This window comes from Variovorax defluvii (assembly GCF_039541515.1).
GTDB lineage: Bacteria > Pseudomonadota > Gammaproteobacteria > Burkholderiales > Burkholderiaceae_C > Variovorax > Variovorax defluvii.
This window is the reverse complement of sequence record NZ_BAABGJ010000009.1, coordinates 195,370-215,223: the sequence shown is the minus strand read 5'-3', so window position 1 is coordinate 215,223 and position 19,854 is coordinate 195,370. Positions and strand designations below refer to the sequence as shown.

Here is a 19,854-nt window from a genome sequence, read left to right as displayed (position 1 = left end):
AACCAACTAATGCGCTTCGGCCTGCTTGGCGGCAGCGATGATCGCCTCGTCGTCCTGCTTCGCACCGTTGAGGAAGAGGTTCAGCGCCACCGCGGAGATCGAGGCCAGCAGGATGCCCGATTCCACCAGCGAGTGGATCCCGTGCGGCATCCATTGCTTGAAGTTGGGCGCGATCAGCGGAATCATGCCGATGCCGATCGACACCGCGACGATCATCGCGTTGTGTCGGTTGTTCTTGAAGTCCACGCCGCCGAGGATGCGGATGCCGGTGGCCGCGACCATGCCGAACATCACCAGCCCGGCGCCGCCCAGCACCACGGTCGGCAGCGACTCCACCAGCGCCGCCATCTTGGGAAGGAGGCCGAGCACGATGAGGATGATGCCGCCGGCCACGCAGACGTAGCGGCTCTTGATGCCGGTGACCGCCACCAGGCCGACGTTCTGCGAGAAGCTGGTGTAGGGGAAGGTGTTGAACACGCCCCCGATCAGGGTGCCCAGGCCGTCGGTGCGCAGGCCGCGTGCCAGCTCCTTCTGGCCCACCTGCTTGCCGGTCATTTCGCCGAGCGCGAGGAACATGCCGGTGGACTCGATCATCACGACGATCATGATCAGCGTCATGGTGAGGATCAGGATCGGGTCGAACTGCGGCATGCCGAAATGAAAGGGCCACACCACGTCGACCCAGGCGGCCTTGCCCACCTTCTCGAAGGTCATGAAGCCGAAGATCGTGGCCACGACGGCGCCGATCACGATGCCCAGCAGCACCGAGATGTTGGCGATGAAGCCCTTGGCGTACTTCACGATCAGGAGGATCGACACCAGCACCAGCGCCGCGATGCCCAGGCCGCCGAGGTCGGCGTACTTGGGGTTGGGCACGGAGGGCACGATGGCCAGGCCCTTGGGGACGGGCGGCACCGAGCTGCCCGGCGAAGTGACCTCGGCCAGCCACTTGGCGTAGACCGGGTCGACCAGGGCGGGCGCCGTCGGGCCCACCGGGTTGCCGAAGATCCAGTTGATGCCCACGCGCATCAGGCTGATGCCGATGACCGCGATGATGGTGCCGGTCACCACCGGCGGGAAGAAGCGCAGCATGCGCGAGACCAGGGGCGCGATCAGTATCGATATCACCCCTGCGCCGATGATGGCGCCGAACAGCAGCTGCGCCCCGTTCTGGCCCGGGTTGGCGTTGGCGATCGCGACCATGGGCGCGACGGAGGCGAAGGTCACGCCCATCATCACCGGCAGGCGGATGCCGAACCACTGCGTTGCGCCCAGCGCCTGGATCAGGGTGGCGATGCCGCAGCAGAAGAGGTCGGCCGAGATCAGGAGCGCGACCTCGTCGGGGCTGAGCTTGAGGGCACGCCCGACGATCAGCGGCACGGCGACGGCGCCGGCGTACATCACCAGCACGTGCTGCAGGCCGAGGGCGGCCAGCTTGCCGGTGGGGAGGCGCTCGTCGACGGGATGGACGGTCGGCGTGGAGGCGGTGTTGGCGCTCATGCAGGGGGGACTCCTGGGTGCGTTGTCGGAAGTGTGGACGCCGCCGCACCGGGCGGCTCACAGATTTGTACGCCAAACTGTATACAGTTCAGGCGGCGCAACGTATGGCGGAAAACCCGGGGGCGGCATTGATCCGGCGGATCGCCGCGCGCTCGGCATTCAGGCCGAGTGATCGAGCCTGCGGCGCCGGAATGGTGCGCCGCAGCAAAACGGTGCGCATAAGAACGATGCGCATTTGAAAGGCATCCTGTCGGAAGCCCCGTCCTGTCACGCATCGGCGAGTTGCTCACGGTCTTTTCCACAACGTTATTCACCGGCTCGGGGGATAAATTGCCCTCGTAAAGAAGGGACAGGGAGGGGGTGGCGCACGCGGACTTAACCACAAGACCGGCTAGCAAAAATGTCACGGGCTTGCAAGGTTGTTACCGATAAGTGACAGCGCTTCCCTGGTGCATGAGCGCGGGGGTGCCCGGTCCGGGCTAGGGCGCTTCGAGGGGCCGGAGCGAGCCGAGGACGGTCGGCAGGAGTTCCGACACGGTCGGATGGATGAAGACGGCGCGCTGCACGGTGTCGACCGGCTGCCGCGCGTACATCAGCGTCAGCAGCGCATGCACCGCCTCGTCGGCGTCCACGCCGAGCAGGGTGGCGCCGACCAAGTGGCGCGTCTGCGCATCCACCAGCACGCGCAGGAAGCCCTGCTCCTCGCCTTTCTGCACCGCGCGGCCGACCCGGGACATGGGCCGCTCGCCGATCAAGGTCGGCCGCCCCGACGCCAAGGCCTCGCCGGACGTGATGCCGATACGCGCCAGCGGCGGATCGGTGTAGAGCGCGTATGCCGGAATTCGGTCGCTCAGGCGCCGCGGGTCCTTGTCGAGCAGGTTGGCGGCGACGATCTCGAAGTCGTTGTAGGCGGTGTGCGTGAAGGCGCCGCGGCCGTTGCAATCGCCCAGGGCCCAGATGCCTTCCACCGAGGTGCGCAACTGCTCGTCGACCTCGATGTAGCCGCGCGCGTCGACCCGCACGCCGGCGCGGTCCAGGCCGAGATCGTCGGTGTTCGGCCGGCGGCCCGTCGCGTTGAGCACGTGCGTGCACACGATGTCGTCCTGCTCGTCGCCGCAGCGCCAGCGCGCCGCGATGCGATCCCCCTCGGGGCGGAGGGCGAAGCACTCCGAGCCCGTGCGGATCTCGACGCCCTCGCGTTCCAGGATCTGTTGAAGGGCGCGCGCCACGTCGGCATCTTCGCGCGGCACGATCTGTGCGCCGCGTTGCAGCACCGTCACGCGGGCGCCGAAGCGCCTGAACATCTGGGCGAACTCCAGGCCGACGTAGCTGCCCCCGACCACGCCCAGGTGCTCGGGCAGGCGCTCGAGCGCCATCAGCGACGCGTTGTTCAGCACGGTGACGCCGTTGCGGATCTCGGGCGCCAGTTCGCTCGCGCGGCCGCCCACGTTCACGAAGATGCGAGGGCTGCGCAGCAGCCGCTCCCCCACGCGCACCACGCCGGCTTCCTCGAAGCGCGCATGGCCCTGGATCACGGTCACGCCCGGCATGCCCCGCACCCATTGCTCCACGTTCTGGCTGGATCGCCCGGAAATCCGGCTCTTGCGCGCCATCACCGCCGGGAAATCGACCTGCGCCCCCCCGGGCACCGAGACGCCGTATTCCGCGCCCCGCTGCAGCAGCGAGGCCACGTGCGCGCTCGCGACCATCGCCTTGGTCGGGATGCAGCCGGTGTTCACGCAGGTACCGCCGAAGCGGTGCCGCTCCACCACCGCGACGCGCCAGCCGGCTTGGGAGAGGCGGCCGGCCAGCGCGGGGCCGGCCTGGCCGGTGCCGATCACGATGGCGTCGAAGGTGTCGTCCATGGCCGGTCTCCTGGGGGTGAGCGGGCCAGTGTCTCAGGCTCGCGGCATTCCCGCCAGCGGCCTGTCGATGGTCGATCGCCTCAGGCCAGCAGGGCCTTCACCAAGTCGAGCTGGCGGTCCGGCGCATCGCCGCCGAGCTGCAGGTTGGCTTCGATGCGCGAGAGGTGCTCGGTCATGCAGTGCACCGCGGCTTCGACGTCGCCGCTGCGGCACACCTTGAGAAAGTCCGAGTGCTCGTCGGACGAGCAGTGCGGATCGTTGGAGGAGTGGTAGAGCATCGCGATCAGCGAACTGCGCGCCACCAGCTCGCGCACCAGCTCGGCCAGCGTGCGGTTGCCGGCGGCCTCGGCCAGCGCGACGTGGAAGTCGCCCAGCAGCTTTTCGCGCACGGTGCCGGTGGTCGTCGTCGCGCTGAGCGTGGTGCGCTCGAACCGGATGTGCTGCTCCAGCGCGCGGTAGTCCACCGGCCGGGCCTTGGCGACGAACAGGCGCACCACCTCGCTCTCGAGGATGCGGCGCACGCCGAAGACCTCGCGCGCCTCCTCCACGCTGGGCTTGCTGACGAAGGCCCCCTTGTCGGGAATGATCTCGATCAGCTTGTCCTTGGAGAGCGTGAGCAGCGCGGCCCGGATCTTGGTGCGGCTGACCGCGTACACCCGCCCCAGCGCCTCCTCGCGCAGCCAGGTGCCGGGCGGCAGGCGCTTCTCGACGATGGCGGTGGCGATGTCCTGGGCGATGCTTTCGATGGTGGCGCTCTTGTCGGGCGCGGCGGATGCGGCAGGCGCGGCCGTGAACGGATTGGCGGAGGCTTTGGTGACGCGGGGCATGGGGCGATTGTGGACGGACCGGGCCGGCGCTGTGACCGACCCGAGTGGGCCGCTAAGCCGCGCGCTTCAGCGCCGGCGCCGTCGGCGCGATGGTGAAGCCCTCCAGCAGCCCCTCCATCGGCTTGGCCGGCGGCGAAGCCAGCTCGCCGCGCTTGCTGGTCTGCAAGCGCAGGTTCACCATCGACTCGACCAACTGCGTGCCCGCGGCCACGCCATCCACCACCGGCACGCCCAGCACCTGCCCGATGTGGGCGCACAGGTCGGCCATGCCGGCGCAGCCGAGCACGATGGTGTCGGAGCCGTCCTGCTCCAGCGCGCGCCGGCACTCGTCGACGATGCGCTCGCGCGCCTTGCTGCCCGGCGCCTCCAGCTCCAGCACCGGGATCTCGCACGCGCGCACGTTGGCGCAGAAGCGGTCCATGCCGTAGGCCTGCGCCAGATGGCGGGCCTGGCCGATGGTGCGCGACAGCGTGGTCACCACGCTGAATCGCGTGCCGACCAGGCTGGCGACGTGCATGGCCGCCTGCGCGATGCCGACCACCGGCCCGCGGGCCAGTTCGCGCGCCGCCATCAGGCCGGGGTCGCCGAAGCAGGCGATGACGTAGCCGTCGATGCCCTCGCGCTCACCCGCCGCGATCTCCTGCAGCAGGCCGGGCACGGCCAGCGCCTCGTCGTAGTGGCTCTCGATCGAGGCCGGACCCATCGCCGGGCTGACCGCCACGATCTCCGTGCCGGGCCGCGCGACGGAGCGGGCGCAGGCGCCGATCTTCTCGGTCATGCTCCAGGTCGTGTTGGGGTTGATGATCTTGATGCGCATGGCGGACTCGGTTTTCTTCAGCTCGGGAGAGCGGTTCAGGATTTGCGGTTCAGGAGGGCGTAGATCACGAAACCCAGGCCCATGCCGATGAACCAGGCATAGTTGGCGGCGCCGCGCCACGAGGGGATCAGCACGCACAGGATCGGGATCAGCGCCGAGGGGATCATGGTCCACACGGCCTTCATGTTGTAGCCGTTGCGGTACCAGTAGCGGCCTTTGCTGCTGAGCGTGTAGAGGTCGTCCACCACCACGTGCTGCTTCTGCACCAGGTAGAAGTCGGCGATCAGGATGCCGAACAGCGGGCCGATGAAGGAACCCAGCACGTCCAGCGTGTAGTGGATCACCTCGGGGTTGTTGTAGAGGTTCCAGGGCGTCAGGAAGATCGAGCCCACCGCGGCGATCATGCCGCCCGTGCGCCAGCTGATGTGCTGCGGCGCGACGTTGGAGAAATCGAAGGCCGGCGAGACGAAGTTGGCCACGATGTTGATGCCGATGGTGGCGATCATGAAGGTCAGCGCGCCCAGCACGACGGCGGTGGTGCTGTCGATCTTGCCCACGGTGTGGACCGGGTCGGTGATCAGCTCGCCGAACACGGGCAGCGTGGCGGCGGTGGTGATGACGGTCAGCAGCGAGAAGAACACGAAGTTGATCGGCAGGCCCCAGAAGTTGCCCTTCTTCACCGCATCGAAGCTCTTGCCATAGCGCGAGAAGTCGCCGAAGTTGAGCATCGGCCCGCTGAAGTAGCTCACCACCAGCGCGATGGCCGACAGCATCACCGGCAGGGCGTCCCAGCCCTCGAACTTGACGCCGCCGAGATTGAGGTCGATGTTGCTCCAGCCGGCCTTCCACACCAGCCAGCCGCACAGGACGGCCATCACCACGTACACGCCCGGGCCGGCCCAGTCGATGAACTTGCGGATGGCTTCCATGCCGTGCCAGAACACGAAGGCCTGCAGCACCCACATGACCATGAAGGCGACCCAGCCCAGCGTCGACAGGCCGGCGAATCCGTGCAGCTTCACGTCGGCATAGGGCGCGAGGCTCGGGAACAGGTGCAGGGCCAATACCATGAAGGCGGCCGAGGCCAGGTAGGTCTGGATGCCGTACCACGCCACCGCGATCAGGCCGCGGATGATGGCGGGGATGTTGGCGCCGCGCACACCGAAGGAGGCGCGGCAGATCACGGGGTAGGGCGTGCTCGTCACCTGGCTCGGCTTGGCCACCAGGTTGCAGAAGAACTGCACGATGCAGATGCCCACCAGCAGCGCGACCAGCACCTGCCAGCTCGACAGGCCCAGCGCGAACAGGCTGCCCGCCGTGATGTAGCCGCCGACGCTGTGCACGTCGGACATCCAGAAGGCGAAGATGTTGTATTGGCCCCAGGTCTGCTTCTTGAGCGGCGCGAGGTCCTCGTTGGTGAGGGCCGGGTCGTAACCGGGTTTGATGACGGCGTTGGACTCGTGCGGCGCGTGGCCGGCGATCGGCATCTCCACGCTGGCTTGGGCGGCGGCGGTGTTCACGGGTTTGTCTCCTCGTGGCGGGGTGGCGGATTCCGGACGGGGGGTCCGGTTCGGTGTTGCACCCTATATTTGTATACAAAAAATGGGTGCAATCAAGCGCGATTTGCGATCCGCGGATCGGGGTTTACCCGAGGGGATGAGAGAGGGGGAGTGATCAGTCCGCACGCCAGGCTGGCAGGCGCCAGCCCAACAACAAGGCCAGCACCCGCAGCAGCGTCGCCGTCCCGGCGGCCGCCACCAGCCCCAGCCAGTCGGGCAGGCCCAGGCGCTCGGCCATCACCACCAGCCACGCCCCGAGGAAGGCGCACAGCGCATAGGGCCGGTGATCGCTGAAGGCGCGCGGGATCTCGTTGCAGACGATGTCGCGCAGCACGCCGCCGCATACCGCCGTCACCATGCCCATCAGCACCGCCACGATCGCCGGCATCGAGGCCCCCAGCGCGATCTGCGTGCCGCTGGCGGCGAAGAGCCCCAGGCCCAGCGCGTCCGGCCACTGCATGGCGCGTTCGGTGAGCGTGAAGTGGCGCGAGCGCATGAAGAACATCGCGACCACGCACAGCACCAGCAGCACCCAAAGCCAGCCCGCGTGCTGCACCCAGAAGAAGGGCCGGCGGTCCAGCAGCACGTCGCGCAGGGTGCCGCCGCCGAAGGCCGCCAGGCCGGCCACGACGCAGACGCCGACCGCATCGAGCCGTTTGCGCGCCGCTTCGATCAGTCCGGAGAGCGCGAAGGCGACGGTCGCAGCGGCCTCGATCACGACCTGGGCATGCGACAGGGTCAGCACTTGGGACAGCAGCAGGCTCGACATGGCGGCGCGGTGGCGTCGTGGCGTGGTGGAGGTGGCGATGGTAGATCGCCGGCAGTCCCATGGATGGACGGCCCCGAAATCGTCGTTTCGTTGAGAGTGGGGCGGCCATGCGGCCACGCGGCCAGATGGTGCCTGGCCGCGCCGGCCAGGCCAAAACCACGGGACTGGCCGGTGTGCCGGCGGTCTTTCAGCGCTGCGGCGGCGAGCGGTCCGCCGGCAGCACGATGGTGGCGCGGCCGTCGCCGGAGGTGACGGCATCCGAGCCGCTGGAAGGCGGCGTTCCGCCTGGCGGGGTCACGATGGTGGCGCGGCCGTCGGCGGAAGGGCGGGGCACTTCCGCCGGCGGGCCGCCGCGGGCGCGGTCGAGCGCGGTGCCCGCGGCACGGATGCAGGCTTCGCGTGCCGGCGCCGGCCGGTCGCCGCTGTTGCAGGCGGCGATCTCGCGCTCGTAGCGCTGCTGCAGGGGATCGGGAGCCGGCTGGGCGCCGGCCGTCAATGCGCCGGCCGCGAGGGCGGCGCAGCAAAGAACAGGCCCGCAGATCCTTCGGTTTCGATTCATGGTGCTCTCCCACGGGACGGTGTGGCGCAGCATCGCATGCCGTCCGCGCCTGCGTGTGTGCGAAGGGCTTGCGCGGCGGGGTAGGTGCGGCGCCCGAAATCCGCCGGCACCAGCCCGGCCGCGGCGGCTTCACCTGCAGCTTCTGAGGTCCGGGGACGATGCGGCGCCGCGTACCAGCCGACACGACCCGCCAGGATGCCCGCACCCTGAAGGCCGGTGGGTGGATGGCCCGCGGCCATCCAGGTGCGGGCCGCCGGCATCGCTCACGGGACGGCGCGGGCGTCGTGCACGCGCGGCGGCGGCCCTTCGGGCGCGTCGGCCGGGTCCGGCTGGCGCCCGCGGATGCGCGCCACCATCCGGTGCAGCCAGTGCTCGACGTCGTCCACGTAGGTGAACACGGCCGGGACCACCAGCAGGCTCAGCACGGTGGAGGTGATGAGCCCGCCGATCACCGCCATCGCCATCGGCGCGCGGAAGCTGGAGTCGGCCGCGCTCAGGCCGAAGGCGATGGGGGCCATGCCCGCGCCCATGGCCAGGGTGGTCATGATGATCGGCCGCGCGCGCTTGTGGCAGGCGTCGCGCAGTGCCTCCCAGCGGTTCATTCCGTGGTCGCGGCGCGCGACGATGGCGTACTCGACCAGCAGGATGGAGTTCTTGGTCGCCACCCCCATGAGCATGATGAAGCCGATCATCGAGGGCATGGACAGCGCCTGCCGGCCCAGCAGCAGGCCGATGAAGGCTCCGCCCAGGGCCAGCGGCAGCGCGCACAGGATGGTGACCGGGTGCAGGAAGTCCTTGAAGAGCAGCACCAGCACGATGTAGATGCACAGCACGCCGGTCAGCATCGCCAGGCCGAAGCTGGCGAAGAGCTCGCCCATCATCTCGGCATCGCCCACCTCGGCCACGCGCACGCCGGGCGGCAGGTTGCGCACGGAGGGCAGGGCCTCCACCGCCTTCTTCGCGTCGCCCAGGCCCACGCCCGACAGCTCGATCTCGAAGTTGACGTTACGCGAGCGATCGTAGCGGTCGATCACCGCGGGGCCGCCCTCCATGCTGAGCGTGGCGACCTGGCCCAGCATCACCGGGCCGCGCGCGCCGGGCACGGTCAGGCGTTCCAGCAAGTGCAGGTCGGTACGCGCCGAGTCCTGCAGCTTGACCACGATCGGCACTTGGCGCTGCGCCAGGTTGAGCTTGGGCAGAGCCTGGTCGTAGTCGCCCATGGTGGCGACGCGCAGCGTCTCGGCGATGGCCGAACTGGTCACGCCCAGGTCGGCGGCGCGCGCGAAGTCGGGCCGCACCGCGATCTCGGGCCGGATCAGGCTGGCGGTGGAGGTGATGTTGCCCAGGCCGGGAATGGTGCGCAGGTCCTTCTCGACCGCGCGCGCCGCTGCGGTGAGCGTGGCCGGCTCTTCGCCGGTCAGCACCAGGATGTACTTCTCGCCCGAGCCGCCCAGCCCGACGGTGGTGCGCACGCCGGGCAGCGTTTCCAGCGCCTTGCGGATGTTGTTCTCGATGCCCTGCTTGCGCGGCCGGTCGCCGCGCGGAGCGAGCTGGATGGTGAGCGTGGCCTTGCGCGTCTCGGGCGTGCCGAAGCTGGCGAAGGGGTCGCCGCCGGCGCTGCCGCCGCCCACCGTGGTGTAGACGCTCTTCACGTGCTCCACACCCATCACGCGGCGGCGCGTCTCCTCGGCCGTCGCCATGGTCTGGGCCAGCGTGGCACCCGGCGGCAGCGACAGGTACACCTGCGTCTGCGAGTTGTCGTCGGGCGGGATGAAGCCGGTCTTCAAGAGCGGGATCAGCGCGATCGAGCCGAAGAAGAAGAGGGTGGCCAGCACCATCGTGGTGAAGCGGTGCCGCAGGCTGCGCTCGGCCAGGCGCATGTAGAAGCTCAGCCAGCGCGGCTCCTTCTCGGCCCCCACCACCGGCTTGAGCAGGTAGGCCGCCATCATCGGCGTGAGCATCCGCGCCACCACCAGCGAGGCGAAGACCGCGAGCGACGCCGTCCAGCCGAACTGCTTGAAGAACTTGCCCGCCACGCCGCTCATGAAGGCGGTGGGCAAAAACACGGCGATCAGGGTGAAGGTGGTGGCGATCACCGCCAGGCCGATCTCGTCGGCCGCCTCCATGGCCGCCTGGTAGGGCGTCTTGCCCATGCGCAGGTGGCGCACGATGTTCTCCACCTCGACGATGGCGTCGTCGACCAGGATGCCGATCACCAGCGACAGCGCCAGCAGGGTGACGACGTTGATCGAGAAGCCCAGGTAGTGCATGCCGATGAAGGCCGGGATGGCCGACATCGGCAGCGCGACGGCCGAGACGAAGGTGGCGCGCCAATCGCGCAGGAACAGCCAGACCACCAGCACCGCCAGGAAGGCGCCTTCGTAGAGCAGGTGCAGCGAGCCGTCGTATTCCTCCTGCACCGGGTCGACGAAGTTGAAGGCCTCGGTGAGCCGGATGTCGGGGTGTTGCGCGCGCAGGTCGGCCAGTGCCTTCTGCACCGCCGCGCCCACCTCCACTTCGCTGGCGCCGCGGCTGCGCGCGACCTCGAAGCCGACCACCGGTTTGCCGTCCAGCAGCGCGGCCGCGCGGGGCTCGGCGATGGTGTCGGACACGCGCGCCACCTGGTCCAGCCGGATGCTGCGGCCGTCCGACAGCGGGATCTGCATGTCCTTGAGTTCGTCGGCCGAGCGCACGGTGGCCAGGGTGCGTACCGGCTGCTCGCTGCCGCCCAGGTCGGTGCGGCCGCCGGCGCTTTCGGTCTGCACCTGGCGCAGCTGGCGCGAGATGTCCGCGGCGGTGGCGCCCAGCGCCTGCAGCCTGGCGGGATCGAGGTCGACGTGGACCTGGCGCGTCACGCCGCCCACGCGGTTGACCGCGCCCACGCCGCTGATGGCCAGCAGCTTCTTGGTCACCGTGTCGTCGACGAACCAGGACAGGCCCTCCGCGTCCATGCGCGAGGAGGCGATGGTGAAGGCCAGCACCGGCTGGGCCGCGAAGTCCAGCTTGTTGATCACCGGATCGCGCACGTCGGCCGGCAGGTCGGCGCGCACGCGCTGCACGGCGGAGCGCACGTCATCCACCGCTTCCTGCACCGGCTTCTCGAGCCGGAATTCGACGATCAAGGTGGCCGCGCCGTCCTGCACCTTGGTCGTGATGTGCTTGAGGCCCTGCACGGTGGCGATCGAGTTCTCGATCTTGCGTGCCACGTCGTTCTCCAGCTGCGAGGGCGCGGCGCCCGGCAGCGCCACCGAGACGGTGACGGTCGGCAGGTCGATGTCGGGAAAGTTCTGCACCTTCATCGCGTTGAAGGACAGGAAGCCCGCGAAGGTGAGCAGCACGAACAGCATCACCGCCGGGATCGGATTGCGGATGGACCAGGCCGAGACGTTCATGGCGAGGGTGTCCTGGGCTTACTTGACGCTGGGCTCGGCCGCGGCGGCCCTGGCGGGCCCGGCCGACGCGGAAGATGCGGGAGATGCGGATGACGCGGATGACGCGGATGACGCGATCGGCGGCTCCACCACGCGCACCAGGTCGCCGTCGTTGAGGAAGCCGGCGCCCTGCACCACGATGCGCGCGTCCTCGGGCAGTTGGCTGGTGATCTCGAGGCGGTCGCCGACGCGGCGGCCGGTCTCGACCTTGAGCTGTGCCACGCGGCTGTCCGGCTGCAGCAGCAGCAGGTAGTTGAAGCCGTCGCGCGGTACCACCGCGGCCTGCGGGACCGTGAGCGCGGCGGTGCGGCCGAGCTGGAATTCGCCGCGGGCGAACATGCCGGCCTTGATCGCGGTGTTCTGCTGGAGGGCGGGCAAATCCACGTAGACCAGCGCAGCCCGGGTCTGCGGGTCGACCGTCGGCGCGATGCTGCGCACCCGGCCTTTGACCTGCGCGCCGCTGGCGCTGGTCACCATCGCCGGCGTGCCCACGGCGACGCGGCCCAGCTCGGCGGAGGTCACTTCGGCGCGCCATTCCAGCCGGCCCTGGCGGATCAGCCGGAACAGCTCGGTGCCGGCGCCGACCACGCTGCCCACGGTGGCGGTGCGGGAGGAGATGATGCCGTCGTCCGGGGCCAGTACCTGGGTGTTGCGCCCGCGTACCTGCTGCGCCGCGAGCACGGCTTCGGCGGCCTGGACGCGCGCCTTGGCGGTCTGCTCGGCGGTCTGGTACTGGTTGATCTGCTGCTGGCTCAGGGCGCCGGTCTGCTGCAGCGTGCGGGCACGGGCCGCGTTGGCGGCCGCGTCGGCGGCGGTGGCCCGGGCCTCGGCCAGCGAGGCGCGGGCCTGGGCGACGTCGGCCTGCACGGTCTCGGCCGAGAAGGTGGCGAGCACCTGGCCCTTCTTGACCACGTCGCCCACGTTCACGCGCACCTCGGCCAGGCGCAGGCCGTTGGATTCGGAGCCGATGCTGGCCTCCTGCCAGGCCGCGACGTTGCCGTTGGCGGCGAGGGTGACGGTGAGTTCGGTGCTTTCCGGCCGCGCGACGGTGACGGTCAGCGCGGGTCGGGGCTGGGCGGCTGCCTCCTTGGACGGGGCGCCGCCTTCGGCACGCTGGCGGCCCGAGAACAGGAAGACCACGGCCGCGATCAGCAGCACGGCCACGAGGCCGACGATGAGGAGGGTGGAACGCTTCATTCTTGTCATGTGTTCTCTTCGTTCAGGGTGCGACCGACGCCGGCGCGATGGACGAGGTCGCCGTGGCGCGCTCCGTGCCGGGCCGCGTCCAGCCGCCGCCGGTCGATCGGTAGAGCGCGACCCAGGCCTGCGCCCGCTCGCGCTGCAGCGACACGCGCGAGGTCTGCGCCGCGAACAGGGTGCGGCGCGAATCCTCCAGCTCGAACAGGCTGGCCAGGCCGGTCTGGTAGCGCGCCTGGGTGGCGTCGAAGGAGGCCTGGTAGTTCTGCACGGCCGTATCGGCATCGCCGGCGCGGGCATCGGTGCTCTGCAGGTTGATCAGCGCCTCTTCCACCTCGCGCACCGCCTGCCGCACGTTGCCGCGGTAGGCAGCGACCGCCTCGTCGTAGCGCGCCCGTGCGGCGTCGACGTTGGCGGCGAGCGTGCCGCCGTCGAAGATTGGCACCGACAGCGCCACCGGGCCGATGCTCCAGGTGTCGACCGTGTCGCGCAAGCCGCTGGTGCGGAACTGCAGCCGGCCGATCGAGCCCTGCAGCGTCAGGCGCGGAAAGCGCTGCGCGAGTGCGGAGCCCGCCTCGGCGCTGGCCGCGGCCACGCCCAGTTCAGAGGCGTAGACGTCAGGGCGCTGGGCCAGCACCTCGGCCGGCACGCTGCCGATGGCCTGCACCGCCGGCAGCGCGCGGTCCACGGAGGCGCCGTCGAGCCGGGTCTGCAAGCCGCCTGGATCAAGGCCGGTGAGTGCGATCAGCGACTGGCGCAGCAGGGCACATTGGGCGCGCTGCTGCGTGAGCCGCGCCGAGGCGTCGGAGGCACCGGCACGGGCCAGCGCGGCATCGGCTGGCGCGGTGAAGCCGGCGCGTGCGGACAGGTCGGTCAGCCGCGCGGTCTCCGCACGTGAGCGCGTGTCGGCTTCCGCCACCGCGAGTTGACGGCGGCAGGCGCGCTCGCCGAAATAGGCATCGGCCGTCTCGGCGGCGACGGAGACGCGCGCCTCGTGCCACCTGGCATCGGCGCTGCCCAGGCGGGCCTGGCTGGCGTCGCGCGTGGCGCGCAGGCCGCCGAAGAGATCGATCTCCCAGCTCGATTGCAGACCGGCCTGGAGGGTGGTGATGGGCGGGATCTCTGTGAGGGACGAGCTGGTGCCGGTGGCGCTGCCGGTGCCGCCCAGGCCGCCGCCGAAGCCGCTGGTCGGCGAGTTGCTGCGCGTGGCCGACACATTCGCGCTGAGGTTGGGCGCCAGCGCCGCGCCCGCCGCCACGCGCGAGGCGCGCGCTTCGGCGATGCGAGCGCCTGCACTCGCCACGCTGGGGCTGGCCGCCTGCGCGGCCTCGACCAGTTCGACCAGGAGCGGATCGTCGAGCTGGCGCCACCAGTCCGCCATCGCCGGAAGCGAGCCGCCATGCGGCAGCGGAGTCGTCCATTGCGCCGGCGCCGGTGCCTCGACCTTCCCCGGCGGCCGCGGCAGCGTGCAGGCCGCGAGCACGAAGGGAAGCGCAAGGCAGAGCGCGGAAAGCCGAATGTTCCTCATGAGAGTCCGCAAGATAAGGCGTGGCTGGCGATCTGTAGGTCGCGTCGCTGGGCCGGGTTGGCAGCCTGTGGGCTGTGCAAGGCGGGCAGCATAGCAAGGCCGTACGGCCCGCTCGCCAAGTCCCTACAGACCGAAAAATCCAGCATCCTAGCCACAGCGGCTCGTACGATTGATGAGGATCGAAGCGCCCATTGATGCACAGGCGACGGCGGCGTCCTGTCAGCCGCCGCCGCGCATTCGTGCATCAGAGCTTTTCCGTGCCGAAGGCCGGGCCGCGGTTCTGAATCATCGATTGAACGACCGAAGCCAGCAGCAAGCCCTGCGTGGTGCCGCCGGCATAGGTCGCCCCGCAACTGAGCAGATTGCCTTGCCGTTCAATTCGCGGCAGACCATCCTTGGCGCCCGGTCGGGCACATGCAAGCACTTCAAGTCCGTCACTCGCGACCGCCTGCGCGTACGAGCGGGGGAAGTGTCGGCTGATGGCACCCAGGACCTTGCCCTGAATCGCCTGCTTTTCGGTCTCAGAGCTCCCAAAGGGCACCTGTCCTCCCGAAATCAGAAGGTGGTCGCCATCGAGCCTGCAATTCATGACCCCGATCGGCAAGTCGTACTGGAGCTTTAGACCCCGGATTCCGCGGCCCTCCGAGCCCACCGCCCGCAGCCTGACGAACCAGCCGACGATCGGGATGACGCCTTCGCCCGCGACGCCCATGGCCGCGACAACAGGCCGATCGCAGCGACCCATTTCGACGATCTGTTCCGCGTCAAGGCGGCCTTCGACGAAGGTCACTCCGGCCTTTTCGAGCATCCGGGGAAGCGTTTGCATGAGCTTGCGAAATTCGAGGTCATATCCAGGCAGGCGGATGGCGCGGGCGATGCCGGGAACGCCGAACGAGCGCTGAAACTCCTCGACACCGATGTCGCTGTAGCCCTCACCCTTCCGGCCACCGGGCCAGTCGCGCAGGCTGATGTCTTGCTGGAGCGACATGCCATGGTCCGGCTCTCCTTCGGGGAACGCACGAACGACATCATCCTGGACCAGTTGACGCAGCGTCGGATTGTCTTGCAGGAACTTTCGAAAGAGTTCCATGCCGCCGCGGTTAAGTGCGACGATGAACTCCGAGTTGATCGGCAGCAGGAAGGGATTGTGGAGGGGCTTGGCAGTTGTCTCCGTCGCGGACAGATGCCGCATGTTGATGTTCTTGTGGCTCGCGCCGGCGGCCTCGTTGTCGTCTCCATATACACAGACCTTGTATCCTGCCAGCCGCAGAAGCAAGGTTTGGAAGAGTCCATTGATACCCCGACCCACCACAGCCGCTGCTGGCGCATCGAACGACGGTGGATGCGCCGGAATGGCAAAGGAGTCACCGAGCTTGCGTGCGACCATCTGGTCGACAGCAACCGTGGCCAAGCGCATCGCGACGGCGTAGTCGAGGTCGAACTTGCACTCGTCCCCGGTCGCTGCCAAGCTCGTCAGACGCAGCGCCGAGCCCCAGCGCTCCTGCGGCACGCCGAGTGACTGCAGCCGCTGCTGAAAGGCTTCCAGCGTGGCGGGGCCATAGTCGACGACGAGCTCGATATCGCGCCTGTCCGCCAGTGCCACCAGCGCTTCGTCGCTGAATACGTCGGGCTTCGAGACACAGACGATGCGACCCGGGCCGTTCATTCGGTTGATGTGGTGTTGGTCGATCCTGCCGACCGTTTCCCGGTTCGTCGCGACCGCGATCACGACCGCGCTGGCATCGTCGAAAGCCTGCTCCCAGCTGTCGATGAAGACGCAGTTGTCGCGTTGCTCCGGTCCGGTCCCCGCCCTGGACCTGCCTTCACGGACGAGAACAGTAACCTTCAGGGGTGGAGCCTCCGTGCGCAGAAGCCTCACGAGCTCTGACCCGACGGCCCCGTAGCCGAGCAGGCGGATGTCCGCATTGATGCGGCCCTGTGCATCCCTTAGCTGCGTTGCTGCGTAGCTTGCGACATGCGTTGCGTTCACGCCGTGGGTATTGGCGAGCTGGATGCCATGGTCTTCGCACGCGCGCCTATCAATCTTGTCCAGGCTCGTGCCTCTGCGAATAAGTACGAGCTGCTGGCCAGGGCATGCGGCTTTCCATGCTGCGCTGAGTTCGTTGTCGACGGCCTGGTCGCCGACGACGATCGCGGATGGCTGGAAACGCTGGATGGAGCGCATCAATTCGTCCCGCGGGATCGCCTGGGGCAGGAACGTGACGTTGGCCGGCGCGCCGGCAAGCCAGGTCTGTGACCTCGGCGCAATGCACAGCACGTTTCCGATGCCCTGCAGCATTGCATTGGCAATGGGCGGAATGCGGGCTTTCAGGATCTCCTCGCTAGATGGGGGCGCGGGCGCGTCTCCGCGAAAGAGCGTGCGGCTGGTGGCGCTAATGACCGGAACAGATGGCCTCCATGCTCGCGCAAGGCTATTCAGATGCATATTTTTGTTTATCTCTTGGGCAGGTTATTTGGTCTGGTCACTGCGTTGGCTCGCCGCCGCCTGGTCGGTAACCAAGGCGACGCTACAGTTCCACCACAATTCGCCAGATACGACGACCCAAGGGAAACTCCCTGCCATCGATGTCCATATCCACCGATTCCTCGGCCGCGTCCACGCTCCCACTCGAAGCCGAAGGCATCCTCGCCCTCGCCGCGCGCTCGATGTTCCACCTGTTCTCCAGCATGAGCCAGGGCATGTTCCTGGTCGACCGCGGCGGCCGCATCGTCTGGGTGAACGAGGGCTACCGCCGCTTCCTGCCGGCGCTGGGCTTCTCTTCCATCGACCAGTTCCTCGGCCACCCGGTGGAGGACGTGATCCCCAACACGCTCATGCGGCGGGTGCTGGAGACCGGCGAGCCGGTGCTGATCGACCTGCTTACCAACAAGGCCGGCACCTTCGTTGTCAGCCGCATCCCGCTGCGCGAGGAGCGCGAGGGCGGGGCGGTGGGCGAGGTGATCGGCGCCATCGGCATCGTGCTCTTCGACCATCCGGAGACGACGCTGCAGCCGCTGATCAGCAAGTTCGCACTGCTGCAGCGTGACCTGGACGACGCCCGCCGCGAGCTGGCGAGCCAGCGCAACAACCCGATCTGGCAGCAGTCGGCCGAGGGGCAGCGGCGCTCCAAGTACACCTTCGCCAGCTTCATCGGATCGAGCCCGGCCGCGGTCGAGGTGAAGCGGCATGCGCGGCGCGCGGCGCAGTCCTCCAGCCCGGTGCTGCTGCTGGGCGAGACCGGCACCGGCAAGGAGCTGCTGGCGCATGCGATCCATGCCGCCTCGGCACGCGCGCGCAACGCCTTCGTCAGCGTCAACATCGCGGCCGTGCCGGACACGCTGCTGGAGGCGGAGTTCTTCGGCGTCGCCCCCGGTGCCTACACCGGCGCCGACCGCCGGGCACGCGAAGGCAAGTTCAAGCTGGCCGACGGCGGCACGCTCTTCCTCGACGAGATCGGCGACATGCCGCTGCCCCTGCAGGCCAAGCTGCTGCGCGCGCTGCAGGAAGGCGAGATCGAGCCGCTGGGCTCCAACAAGCTGGTGCCCTTCGACGCACGCGTCATCGCCGCCACCTCGCGCGACCTGCCGGCGCTGGTGCGCGAGGGTCGCTTCCGCGAGGACCTGTACTACCGACTCAACGTGCTGCCGGTGCGCGTGCCGCCGCTGCGCGAGCGGCGTGCCGACATCCCGGCGCTGGTGGAAGCCCTGGGCGAAGACATGGCCCTGCGCAGCGGCGAAGCTCCGCCCGAGCTGATGCCCGACGCGCTGGCGCTGCTGGCCGCGCAGCACTGGCGCGGCAACATCCGCGAGCTGCGCAACGTGCTGGAGCAGGTGACCATGCGAAGCGACTCGCTGCGCATCGACGCGGCGCAGCTGGAGCGCATCCTGCGCGAGACGGGGCAGGAGAAGATCGCCGCGCCCGATCCGCTGCAGCCGGCGCCTGGCGCATCGGCCGACGACAAGGCGCAGTTGCTGCGCCCGCTGGCGGAGCAGGTCGCCGAGCTGGAGCGCAAGGCCATCGCCGCGGCGATGGCGGCCACCGGCGGCAACAAGCTGGCGGCCTCGCGGCTCCTGAAGATCTCGCGGGCGACGCTCTACGAACGGCTGGACGGCGCGGGATGAACTGACCTCGACGGCCCGACGAGTCCGCGTTGGGTGCGCCGACCCGTGCCTGCCCCGACCCGGGGTCGGTCGGTCGATGGCATGACTTCGCGCGCCAGTTCCTGTTCGTCAGAATTCACCAGATTCCTGGTGTGAACTTTCCCTCAGAATCTCGCCCGGTTGCGTCACCGAGGCTGGGAACGGGGGAGTCGAAGAATGAAGCATCTCACCAGGACTGATCTGGATGCCTGGGTTGCCGCCGTCACCCATCCGCTCGCCTCCGCCGGCAGCCTGATCGCGTGGCTCGAAGGGCCGCTGCGGAAGTTCTTTCCCTTCAAAGGCGTCGTGCTCGGGCACGGCGAACTGGTGGCGGGGCAACTGGCGGTCACGCACATGCTCGCCGCAGGCCACGACGAGGCCTACCTGCGCCAGATCTCGACCACCTTCGAGCTGAGCCAGCGCGGATCGTTGAGGTGGTGGTTCGGCGCCCGCCGGCCTTTCCACATCGACCCGAAGAATCCGCCGCCGCACGCCAGCGCCTTCGAACTCGACGAGATCGCTCGCTTCGGCCTCGGCAACGTGGCCGGGCACGGCGTGCTCAACATCAAGGCCAGCGCGGGCACCTACTTCGGATTCGCCGGGGTGAGGGAGCCGCTGGGCGACTGGCACCTCGAAGCGCTGACACTGATCGCACCGGTGCTCAATGACCTGATGCTGTCGCACATCGCGCTGACGCGGAACACGGCCGCAGGCGGGCTCGAGGGGTTGACGCCGAGGCAGAGAGACATCGTGCGGCAGCTGGCTGCCGGCAAGAGCAACAAGGCCATCGCGCTGGCGATCGGGATCACCGAGAAGAGCGTTCGCAATCAGCTGGCGAAGGTCTACGCGAGCGTGGGTGTGCGCAAGAGGACGGAGCTCATTGCCTTGCTGAAGTAGGAGGGACATTTGTCATCTATGCGCCCGGCGGAGAACCAGGGACCATTCGCGCAGTTGGATTCGGCGCGAACGCAGTCGCGTCGGCGCATCGGATCGAGACACAAGGAGGACTTCATGAGAAAGGCGGGCGGCGCGATCGACCGCAGGATTCGAGCAGCCTCGGCCGCTGCGGCAGTGGCCTTCGCCCTGGCCCTTGCAGGGTGCTGGTTCCTCACGCCCAGGGTGCTGACCGTGCCGGGCCATCCGCTTCCGGTGGCGCAGTACTTTCCGTCGGCGCGCCTGGCGGAGCCCATCCGGCTGCGCAAGGGGCACATCCACACGACGCAGCCCTTCACGATCAAGGAGGGCAACGAACGGTGGGCGGTCGCGCTCGGGTTCGTGAGAAGCGATGTGGCCTTGAGCCGCGACCGAAAGATGAACGGAGGCTCCGACATCTGCTGGACGGACGGCCCCGACGAGGGGATGCACTTCGAGGCTTGCACCAACGCGACGCCCGGCTTTCACGTGCAATGGGAACTGCTGAGGGACGATGGAACCGTCGCAGTGCGACACGCGAGAGACAACCTGGTTCGAGGCGCGGGAGGAACCTACGGCACGGAGGCCATCACGCGCACCCTGTCCGGGTTTCGCGATCAACGGCCCGGCGTGTACCGCTTGCGCATCACCGTGATGCGAGATGCGAAGGAACTCGATTTCTTGAAGCCGCACATTCTTCTCGATCGGCCCTTCTTCGATGCGAGAACGAACGGATAGCGGATCAGCTTT

General features: G+C 68.8%; 15 protein-coding genes. 3 read left to right on the top strand and 12 right to left on the bottom strand.

Annotation, left to right across the window (positions count from 1 at the left end; genetic code table 11):
- Positions 1 to 6: 6 nt before the first annotated feature.
- The 12 genes from ABEA07_RS06100 to ABEA07_RS06045 form a co-directional block, all read right to left on the bottom strand.
- Positions 7 to 1,500, bottom strand: coding sequence for a nucleobase:cation symporter-2 family protein (locus ABEA07_RS06100; protein WP_345536548.1), 1,494 nt, complete (start codon positions 1,498 to 1,500; stop codon positions 7 to 9).
- Positions 1,501 to 1,588: 88 nt separating this feature from the next.
- Entirely contained in the window at positions 1,589 to 1,735 is a 147-nt protein-coding gene (locus ABEA07_RS06095; RefSeq protein WP_345536547.1) for a hypothetical protein, read from the bottom strand.
- 244 nt (positions 1,736 to 1,979) lie between these two features.
- Positions 1,980 to 3,365: an FAD-containing oxidoreductase gene (locus tag ABEA07_RS06090; protein WP_345536545.1), complete on the bottom strand. Its 1,386-nt coding sequence runs from the start codon at positions 3,363 to 3,365 to the stop codon at positions 1,980 to 1,982.
- A gap of 80 nt (positions 3,366 to 3,445) precedes the next feature.
- Positions 3,446 to 4,192 (bottom strand): GntR family transcriptional regulator, encoded by a 747-nt coding sequence (locus ABEA07_RS06085; RefSeq protein ID WP_345536544.1) that lies wholly within the window; start codon positions 4,190 to 4,192, stop codon positions 3,446 to 3,448.
- Between the two features lie 52 nt (positions 4,193 to 4,244).
- The gene (locus ABEA07_RS06080; protein WP_345536542.1) at positions 4,245 to 5,009 is read right to left on the bottom strand and encodes an aspartate/glutamate racemase family protein; all 765 of its coding nucleotides are present in this window, start codon (positions 5,007 to 5,009) and stop codon (positions 4,245 to 4,247) included.
- 35 nt (positions 5,010 to 5,044) lie between these two features.
- On the bottom strand, positions 5,045 to 6,496 hold the full coding sequence (locus ABEA07_RS06075; protein ID WP_345536592.1) for an NCS1 family nucleobase:cation symporter-1: 1,452 nt from the start codon (positions 6,494 to 6,496) through the stop codon (positions 5,045 to 5,047).
- 187 nt (positions 6,497 to 6,683) lie between these two features.
- Positions 6,684 to 7,337 carry a trimeric intracellular cation channel family protein gene (locus ABEA07_RS06070; protein WP_345536541.1) on the bottom strand — a complete coding sequence of 218 codons (654 nt, stop codon included), beginning with the start codon at positions 7,335 to 7,337 and terminating at the stop codon, positions 6,684 to 6,686.
- A gap of 187 nt (positions 7,338 to 7,524) precedes the next feature.
- The gene (locus ABEA07_RS06065) at positions 7,525 to 7,896 is read right to left on the bottom strand and encodes a hypothetical protein (protein ID WP_345536539.1); all 372 of its coding nucleotides are present in this window, start codon (positions 7,894 to 7,896) and stop codon (positions 7,525 to 7,527) included.
- A gap of 263 nt (positions 7,897 to 8,159) precedes the next feature.
- Positions 8,160 to 11,288, bottom strand: a complete 3,129-nt coding sequence (locus ABEA07_RS06060; RefSeq protein WP_345536538.1) for an efflux RND transporter permease subunit — start codon at positions 11,286 to 11,288, stop codon at positions 8,160 to 8,162.
- A gap of 18 nt (positions 11,289 to 11,306) precedes the next feature.
- Positions 11,307 to 12,533: an efflux RND transporter periplasmic adaptor subunit gene (locus ABEA07_RS06055; protein WP_345536537.1), complete on the bottom strand. Its 1,227-nt coding sequence runs from the start codon at positions 12,531 to 12,533 to the stop codon at positions 11,307 to 11,309.
- 13 nt (positions 12,534 to 12,546) lie between these two features.
- On the bottom strand, positions 12,547 to 14,052 hold the full coding sequence (locus ABEA07_RS06050) for an efflux transporter outer membrane subunit (protein WP_345536535.1): 1,506 nt from the start codon (positions 14,050 to 14,052) through the stop codon (positions 12,547 to 12,549).
- A 244-nt stretch (positions 14,053 to 14,296) separates the two neighbouring features.
- Positions 14,297 to 16,498, bottom strand: coding sequence for an FAD-dependent oxidoreductase (locus tag ABEA07_RS06045; RefSeq protein ID WP_345536533.1), 2,202 nt, complete (start codon positions 16,496 to 16,498; stop codon positions 14,297 to 14,299).
- Between the two features lie 140 nt (positions 16,499 to 16,638).
- Between ABEA07_RS06045 and ABEA07_RS06040 the strand changes: the two genes are divergently transcribed.
- From ABEA07_RS06040 to ABEA07_RS06030, 3 genes are all read left to right on the top strand, one after another.
- On the top strand, positions 16,639 to 18,174 hold the full coding sequence (locus ABEA07_RS06040; RefSeq protein ID WP_345536531.1) for a sigma-54 interaction domain-containing protein: 1,536 nt from the start codon (positions 16,639 to 16,641) through the stop codon (positions 18,172 to 18,174).
- 195 nt (positions 18,175 to 18,369) lie between these two features.
- Entirely contained in the window at positions 18,370 to 19,089 is a 720-nt protein-coding gene (locus tag ABEA07_RS06035) for a helix-turn-helix transcriptional regulator (RefSeq protein WP_345536530.1), read from the top strand.
- Positions 19,090 to 19,203: 114 nt separating this feature from the next.
- Entirely contained in the window at positions 19,204 to 19,842 is a 639-nt protein-coding gene (locus ABEA07_RS06030) for a hypothetical protein (RefSeq protein ID WP_345536528.1), read from the top strand.
- Positions 19,843 to 19,854: the final 12 nt, after the last annotated feature.